Source organism: Nitrospirota bacterium, from assembly GCA_016212215.1.
GTDB lineage: Bacteria > Nitrospirota > 9FT-COMBO-42-15 > HDB-SIOI813 > HDB-SIOI813 > JACRGV01.
In genome coordinates this window covers 1-6,296 of the sequence record JACRGV010000119.1, presented here as the reverse complement: position 1 = coordinate 6,296, position 6,296 = coordinate 1, and the positions used below count along the sequence as shown (strand labels likewise).

The following is a 6,296-nucleotide window of genomic DNA, read 5'->3' as shown; positions in this document are numbered from 1 at the left end:
GGGCAAGGATAAAGGGTCTTCCATCATCAGGGTAAAACAATTGTATCCTGATATGAAGTTAATCAGAAAGAAAGACCATAACAAAGCGGATGCTGTTTTAATCGGACTGTATGGATTAAGGGAAGGGAAGTATTGAAAAGTTCTCTTGAACCGGAAAAGTTTACTAACTTTCAGTGTAAAGTTTACTGCATGTAAATAAGTAAACTTTTTCCACTTCCTCCAGTATCTACAAGGGAATAAAAGTTTACTGGGGTGTAAACTTTAAGTAAAAAAGTTTCCTGACATTTCCCCTCTTGACACCGGCTGCCGGTTCAGGTTATATTGACAACATCAAAAGCATATAGTAACCGTCCTTATCCTTGCCAGAGGCACGGAAAGGGGGGAGTAAAATATTACAGGATTTGTTAAGCCTGCAAGTGTCCTTCAATCGTGAGGTTGAGGGCGGTTCTATATGACCGTGATAACACTTGCAGGCTTTTTTATTTTAATAACATCAAAACCATATAGGAGGGCTTTACAATGTCAAAATCAAAGAAGGCAAGAGAGGAAGAGGTAGTATCAGAACCTAAGCATATTACTGAAATAAGGGAAGAGTTGCACGCTGATCAAGCAAGAATTGCAGCACTGGATAAGGAAGACGTTATGGACTTATCGGAGCAGCTTGTTACTTGTAGGTATAAGCTGGGATTCCTTGTAGATTGCTTTATCAATGTGAACCCGAAGAACAACTTTGAAATGTCAATAGACGGGATAAGAGGCCTTACCTATATCATCCGTGATATTGAGAAAACAATAAAGGCAGTCAGTGAAAAGTTGTTTAAGATAGCGGGGGTGGCCAATGAATAACACAGAGATACATGATCTGCTATCTGAAGCAAAGGGAAGACTGCATGTTGTGAAATTGGCCTTAACTGCTTTGGTAGATAATGAGATGATACCGGAAGAGGAAGCCGGATTATCCCTTATCGTTAATGATGTTATAGAAATTATAGAGCTGGTAGATATACCAATATCAGCCAGTGTAGCATTAAAGCAAGTTAGTTAGATAAGATAAAAGGAGTATCCCTTTAAAAGCCTTGTTGCTTAACAGCAGCAGGGCTTTTTTATTTGCTGTCTTGCTGCCTATATAACTTATGTGTTATAGTGATTTTCATGGAATGGAAGGTTGAGTTTTACAGAGACATGACCGGAAAAGAACCGGCAAAGGGCTTTTTAGATTCTCTGTCAGAATCGGCAAGGGCAAAGGTGGTTAAATCAATTGAGATGTTAGTTGAATACGGTGTACTGCTTAAAGAACCATATACCAGGCAGATAAGAGGCAAGATGAGGGAATTGAGAATAAAGGATAGCCAGGGGGCCATAAGGGTTTTATATTTCACATACACCGGTAAGCGGTTTATTCTACTGCACGGCTTTATAAAGAAGACAGAGAAAACACCAGTACAGGATATTGTACTTGCTGAAAAAAGAATGAATGATTTTATAATCAGAGAAGGGGGGCAATTATGAAAAAGGCTGCAACAAAAGGTTATACCAGTGGAACTACTTTAGGTGAGTATAAAGCAGAACAGATGAAGAATCCTGAATTCAAAAAGGCATGGGATGACCTTGAACCTGAATTTGAATTACTGGGAAGTATGATTAAGGCCAGGGAGCGAAAGAAAATCTCACAGGCAGAACTTGCCAAGAGGTTAGGAACTAAACAAAGTGCAATCTCAAGGTTAGAGCGGGGGGCATTCAGTAAGGCTACAGTAGAGACCCTGAAGAAGATTGCAGATGCACTTGACAGCAGATTGATTATTAAATTACAGGCAAAGAAGGCAGGATAAGATGCAGCAGGGTTTATTATTTACGGTGTATTTCAATTGTGCTACAATTACTATACTTAACATAATAAGGGGGTAATATGGCAAAGACAGCAATGATAAGGGCAAGGATAACACCTGCCTTAAAAACAGAGAGCGAAAAGATTCTTAAACGGTTAGGCATATCTACAACAGAGGCCATAACACTTTTTCTTACACAGATTAGACTTAATAAAGGGTTACCGTTTAAGGTAGAGATACCAAACAAGACAACCAGGGAAACCCTTAAAAAGACAGATGAGGGTAAAGAGCTTGTTAAATATAACAGTGTGGATGAGTTTATTAAAAAGATGAGAAGTTAATGTTGAAACTAATTACTACTAATCGTTTTGAAAAGGATTATAGCAGGATGCAAAAAAGAGGTAAAGAAATTGAATTGTTGGATGATGTTATGCGAAAACTCACACAAGAAGAACCCCTTGACAGAAAATATAAAGACCATACCTTACAGGGCAATTTCAAAGACCGGAGAGAATGCCATATACAACCGGACTGGTTATTGATATACAAGATTGATGCAAAAGAAAAGACGATTATCTTTGAGAGAACCGGCAGCCATGCAGACCTCTTTGAATAAGTAAGACCCTGAAAGATTCAACATTATTTCTATATAACATATCTGTCATATTTTCAGTGTCGGTTTTGGTGGCAGTTCGGTGTCCATTTTAGTGGCAGTTAAGCATATTAGTTAATCACACTCAGTAGTAATGAAAAAGGCCATAACCCTTTGATATTTAATCTAAATATAGTAGTCAGTAGCAGTTAATCACAAACAGTAATAAAAGCACTTTTTCAGCCTCATAACCCGAAGGCCGTCGGTTCAAATCCGGCCCCCGCTACCGATTCAAATCTCAGGGGCGTGCAAACAAGCAAGCCCCTTTTTTTTATTTGTTCAGCCACTATTCACTAACCACTAATCACTGTTCGTTCATTAATCCACCGGCTCATCATCTTCGTGGAACCTTGCCGGCCTTGCACCACCGGCACTTGACATTGCAGACGGCTCAGTCCCTTTCTTAAAGACCTCAACTGCAAAGTCTGTCAGACCAGGTGAGGCAAGCAGTCCGTTATAGGGATCAATCTTTACATAAGTAATATCTTCAGGTACCGAAAAGTCCATTGTAGGTATGTGCCCAATGGCAGTCCTCATATATGAAATCCAGATCGGCAAGGCAGCCCTTGCCCCAGCCTCGCCCCTGCCGAGAGACCTGATGTCATCAAAACCCACCCATGTCCCGGTAACTAAGTTAGGTGCAAATCCCACAAACCATGCGTCTGTGAAATCATTTGTTGTACCTGTCTTGCCTGCTAATGTCTTTCCGAGTGACCTTGCGCTTCTCGCCGTACCCTTCTGTATTACATCCTGCATCATATTGGTAAGGATGTATGCAGTCTGTTTATTAAGTACCTCCTCCACCGCAGGCACAGCACGCTCAAGTATTTTACCGTTACTGTTAGTAATATATTTTATAAACAGCGGCTCTACCCTTGTGCCCTGATTTGCAAAAACCCCATACGCAGATGTCAGCTCATATAAAGAGACACCTGAAGAACCTAGTGCAAGTGATAGGTTACGTTCGAGGTTACTCTTTATGCCCATCTGTCTTGCGAAATTTATCACATTATCAATACCTGTCTTCTCAGTGAGTTTTATTGTTACTACATTTCTTGAGAATGCCAGTGCATCCCTCAGTGTAACAGGGCCGTAAAATTTGCCGTCATAATTCTCCGGTGTCCAGTCCTTATCCCATCCCGGGATTTTAAATCTTATAGGTGAATCATCCAGCACAGTAGCAGCAGTAAATCCTTTTTCAATGGCAGCACCATAAACAAACGGTTTAAACGCAGAACCGGGCTGTCTCCTTGACTGGACGGCCCTGTTGAACTCACTCTTCTTAAAATCATATCCACCGACCATAGCCTTTATATATCCGGTCGCCGGGTCAACTGATAATAGAGCGCCATTAACAAGCGGTTCCTGTTCAAGGGAAAATACAGCCGTGTTATTATTCTTAGTTGAAACAACGCGTACGTTTATTACATCACCAACTTTCAGAATGTCATTTGCTGCTGCCTTTTCCATAAATGTAACCTTCTTAAATCCCGGACCGCTCAAACGTTTCGTTGCCCACTCCATGCCCTCACGTGATATATCTCCAACCAGTCTGCCTGCCTTAACTGTTGCAAGGTCATCTGTAACCTTAACAACAATTCCCTGCACTATATCATCCGGTAACAGATCAGATTGAGAAAGCGCCCCGTTTTCTCCCTCAAGCCACTCCTTTATCTCAGACCATGATTTATGGGCTGCAGGTCCACGAAAGCCCTGCCTCTTATCCAATGCCCTCAGTCCCTCTTTAACAGAGTTTGTCGCAGCCTTTTGAAGGTCATAGTCTAATGTAGTGTATATGTTTAGTCCGCCTTTGTAGACCTTCTCCGCACCATATTGTGTCATCACATACTGCCTTACATATTCAACAAAGTATGGTGCAAGCTCCTCAAGCTTTTCAGGCTTTTTGAGATATATGTCTCTCTTATATGCCTTCTGGTATTGATCTTCAGTAATGTATCCTTCCTCGAGCATCCTCTTTAACACAACCTTTTGCCTGGACTTGGCCCTGTCAGGATGGGCATACGGAGAATACTCATTAGGGGAGCGTATTATCCCTGCAATTAACGCTGCCTCAGGTAACGTCAGGTCGCGCACATCCTTTCCTAAATATGCAAAAGCAGCGGCCTGTACACCATAAGCGCCCCGGCCAAAATATATCTGATTCAGGTATAATTCCATGATCTCATCTTTTGATAAGACCTTCTCTATCCTCTTTGCAAGAATAGCCTCTTTTATCTTTCGCATAAAATTCTGTTCAGGGGTTAAGAAAAGATTCTTGGCAAGCTGTTGGGTTATGGTGCTCCCGCCCTGTTTTATATCAAGTGCAATAAGGTTAACCCAGAAGGCCCTTGCTATACCTTTGTAGTCCAGCCCCTTATGGGTGTAGAAGCGGTCATCCTCAACAGCAATTACCGCCTCTTTGAGATACAACGGAATTGCCTTGAAAGGGACAAGCACCCTCTTTTCAACATAAAACTCACCGATTATCCTGTTATCATCTGAATAAACCCTTGTTACAAGGCTTGGCGCATATTCACGGACTGACTTAATCGAAGGGAGATTTCTGGAAGAGAAAAAGAATACACCTGCCAACGCTGCACTGCCGAGAATGCAAAGTGTTATAGCAAAAATAATAACAAAAAAGATTTTAGATTTCTTCTTACTGTTCTTCATGATAGAATTTCAGATTGACATCATACGATAAAAAGAAACCTTATTCAAGCAGCAATTCCCTGTGAAACATATCTCCCTTGTGTATGCAGGACAAGAATGTCCCGCCTATCGCGATAGGCGGGGTTTTCTAACCCCGCTGTCAGGCCATTTGCCCCGAACTTCACCAAGAATAGCTGTTGAGATGAAATGTAAGGTATTAGCTGTTCCTCTTATGACGAATATACTCAACCAAACCGGGAAGTATAGAGATAAAAATAATAGCCAATATAACAATACTGAAATTATGTTTAACTACAGAAAGACCACCGAAGTAAAAACCTCCAAAGATAAAAATGCCTACCCATGCAATCCCGCCTGTAATATTGAAGGCCGCAAACCTGCTGTATGACATTGTACCTACCCCTGCAACAAAGGGTGCAAATGTCCTTACAATAGGTACGAAACGGGCGAGGATTATTGTCTTGCCTCCGTATTTCTCATAGAACTTATGCGTCTTATCAAGATACTCTTTCTTAAAGATGCGGCTGTTCGTTTTATGAAATACCTTCGGCCCCATAAACCGGCCTATGTAATAATTCAGCGTGTCACCAAGTATGGCCGCCGTGCACAACAACAGGAATAACCACCGTATATCTAACGAACCCAACGCTGCAAAACTACCGGCGGCAAATAGCAGTGAATCTCCCGGCAACAATGGAGTAACAACAAGACCAGTCTCGCAAAAGACTATCAAAAAAAGTATAAGGTAAGTCCACACACCGTAACTCTGTATCACAACATTCAAGTGCTTATCAAGATGAAGAAATATCTCGATAAAAGCGGCTAATAGTTCCATTTAATTCCTTTCATCCGAAAATAACCCCCCCATGCCCCCCCTTGAACAAAGGGGGGGATTGCCGTTGGCCATTGAGCACCAAAGGAACTTTCCCCCCCTTAACAAGGGGGGGCTTGGGGGGGGTGGTTTTCATCCTCCTTTGTGAAACCCCGTTTCATGACGGTTCATCCGAAAATCAACCCCATCCCCACCCTACCCCTCCCCTTGAAGGGGAGGGAATCAACATAGCCCCCTCTCCCTCAGGGAGAGGGTTAGGGTGAGGGTGGGGTTTTCATTGCCCTTTGTGAACCCCCGGTTCATGGGAGTTCAT

General features: G+C 42.1%; 9 protein-coding genes. 7 read left to right on the top strand and 2 right to left on the bottom strand.

Going from position 1 to position 6,296, the window contains the following annotated elements; genetic code table 11:
- The 7 genes from HZA08_10530 to HZA08_10500 all read left to right on the top strand — a co-directional run.
- The coding region (locus HZA08_10530) for a hypothetical protein (GenBank protein MBI5193860.1) at positions 1 to 136 on the top strand (136 nt) is incomplete at its 5' end.
- A gap of 383 nt (positions 137 to 519) precedes the next feature.
- Positions 520 to 846: a hypothetical protein gene (locus HZA08_10525; protein ID MBI5193859.1), complete on the top strand. Its 327-nt coding sequence runs from the start codon at positions 520 to 522 to the stop codon at positions 844 to 846.
- Positions 839 to 1,045: a hypothetical protein gene (locus tag HZA08_10520; GenBank protein ID MBI5193858.1), complete on the top strand. Its 207-nt coding sequence runs from the start codon at positions 839 to 841 to the stop codon at positions 1,043 to 1,045. The genes HZA08_10525 and HZA08_10520 overlap by 8 nt, the downstream gene beginning before the upstream one ends.
- A gap of 107 nt (positions 1,046 to 1,152) precedes the next feature.
- On the top strand, positions 1,153 to 1,509 hold the full coding sequence (locus tag HZA08_10515; GenBank protein ID MBI5193857.1) for a type II toxin-antitoxin system RelE/ParE family toxin: 357 nt from the start codon (positions 1,153 to 1,155) through the stop codon (positions 1,507 to 1,509).
- A complete protein-coding gene (locus HZA08_10510) occupies positions 1,506 to 1,829 on the top strand; it encodes a helix-turn-helix transcriptional regulator (protein ID MBI5193856.1) in 324 nt (107 codons plus the stop codon). The genes HZA08_10515 and HZA08_10510 overlap by 4 nt, the downstream gene beginning before the upstream one ends.
- A gap of 77 nt (positions 1,830 to 1,906) precedes the next feature.
- Positions 1,907 to 2,167, top strand: a complete 261-nt coding sequence (locus HZA08_10505; protein ID MBI5193855.1) for a type II toxin-antitoxin system RelB/DinJ family antitoxin — start codon at positions 1,907 to 1,909, stop codon at positions 2,165 to 2,167.
- Positions 2,167 to 2,442, top strand: coding sequence for a type II toxin-antitoxin system YafQ family toxin (locus HZA08_10500; protein ID MBI5193854.1), 276 nt, complete (start codon positions 2,167 to 2,169; stop codon positions 2,440 to 2,442). Before HZA08_10505 ends, HZA08_10500 begins: the two co-directional genes overlap by 1 nt.
- Before the next feature lie 354 nt (positions 2,443 to 2,796).
- Here the strand turns inward: HZA08_10500 and HZA08_10495 are convergent, their stop codons facing one another.
- Together HZA08_10495 and HZA08_10490 are read right to left on the bottom strand one after the other, a co-directional pair.
- Positions 2,797 to 5,151, bottom strand: coding sequence for a PBP1A family penicillin-binding protein (locus tag HZA08_10495; GenBank protein ID MBI5193853.1), 2,355 nt, complete (start codon positions 5,149 to 5,151; stop codon positions 2,797 to 2,799).
- A 196-nt stretch (positions 5,152 to 5,347) separates the two neighbouring features.
- Positions 5,348 to 5,986 (bottom strand): DedA family protein, encoded by a 639-nt coding sequence (locus HZA08_10490; protein ID MBI5193852.1) that lies wholly within the window; start codon positions 5,984 to 5,986, stop codon positions 5,348 to 5,350.
- Positions 5,987 to 6,296 lie beyond the last annotated feature (310 nt).

Bases quoted from the DNA above. Each gene is read 5' to 3' on its own strand.
- HZA08_10525 (MBI5193859.1), top strand. From the start codon at position 520: ATGTCAAAATCAAAGAAGGCAAGAGAGGAAGAGGTAGTATCAGAACCT.
- HZA08_10520 (MBI5193858.1), top strand. From the start codon at position 839: ATGAATAACACAGAGATACATGATCTGCTATCTGAAGCAAAGGGAAGA.
- HZA08_10515 (MBI5193857.1), top strand. From the start codon at position 1,153: ATGGAATGGAAGGTTGAGTTTTACAGAGACATGACCGGAAAAGAACCG.
- HZA08_10510 (MBI5193856.1), top strand. From the start codon at position 1,506: ATGAAAAAGGCTGCAACAAAAGGTTATACCAGTGGAACTACTTTAGGT.
- HZA08_10505 (MBI5193855.1), top strand. From the start codon at position 1,907: ATGGCAAAGACAGCAATGATAAGGGCAAGGATAACACCTGCCTTAAAA.
- HZA08_10500 (MBI5193854.1), top strand. From the start codon at position 2,167: ATGTTGAAACTAATTACTACTAATCGTTTTGAAAAGGATTATAGCAGG.
- HZA08_10495 (MBI5193853.1), bottom strand. From the start codon at position 5,151: ATGAAGAACAGTAAGAAGAAATCTAAAATCTTTTTTGTTATTATTTTT.
- HZA08_10490 (MBI5193852.1), bottom strand. From the start codon at position 5,986: ATGGAACTATTAGCCGCTTTTATCGAGATATTTCTTCATCTTGATAAG.